Source organism: Nocardia sputi (assembly GCF_023501985.1).
Window position 1 is genome coordinate 1 of the sequence record NZ_JAMFLC010000072.1, and the last position, 994, is coordinate 994.

Consider the following 994-nt stretch of genomic DNA (forward strand, 5'->3'; position numbering starts at 1 on the left):
GCTGTATCGAAGTCGCGATATCTGAGCGAGAACGAGCGCATCCATATCGCTGACCGGCGGCGAGAGCGGGCGGGTATCCGCACGATCGCGGGCGAGCTGGGACGCAGTCCATCCACCATCAGCCGCGAGATCGTTCGCAACGGCACCGTGAGCCCGGCTGGGCAGCGGGCCTATCGACCGCATGCTGCTCAGGCCCGCGCCGACGCGCGTCGGCCACGGCCGAAGATCCGCAAGACCGCCAGGTTCCCCGAGTTGGCGGAGTTCATCCAGCAACGGCTGGACAAACGGTGCAGCCCCGAGCAGATCTGCCAGGCTATTGGTGACGAATTCCCCGACCGGCCGGAGATGCATGTGGTCCACGAGACCGTCTATCAGGCCCTCTACGTTCAGGGCCGCGGCGAGCTGCGCCGTGAACTGGCCCGAGCACTGCGCACCGGCCGTGCCCGGCGCAAACCGCGTCGTCAGGTCAACTGCCGCCAACCGCGGTTCATCCACCCGATGGTCATGATCAGCGACCGGCCCGCCGAGGTCGAGGACCGGGCCGTGCCCGGACACTGGGAAGGCGATCTGATCATCGGCAAAGACAGTGCTTCGGCGATCGGCACCCTCGTCGAGCGCGCCACCCGCTACGTCATGCTCGTCCATCTACCCCACGGTCGCAGCGCCGAACAGATGCGAGACGCCCTGCAGCGCACCGTCACTGAGCTTCCACCGCATCTGATCCGATCGTTGACATGGGACCAAGGCAGCGAACTTGCCGAACATCACCAGTTCAGCGTCGCCACCGACATCCCCGTCTACTTCTGCGACCCCGCCAGTCCCTGGCAACGCGGCTCGAACGACAACACCAACGGCCTGCTACGGCAATACTTCCCCAAGGGAACCGACCTGTCCGTGCACACCCGCGAACACCTCGACACCGTCGCCGCCGAACTCAACGGCCGACCACGCAAAACGCTCGACTGGGATACCCCAGCCGAGCGTCTGGCTAAGC

The 994-nt window shown here is 65.9% G+C and carries 1 protein-coding gene; it reads left to right on the plus strand.

The window, feature by feature from the left end:
• On the plus strand, window positions 1–994 hold a 994-nt coding region (locus M8859_RS36665), incomplete at both ends, for an IS30 family transposase (RefSeq protein WP_249645679.1).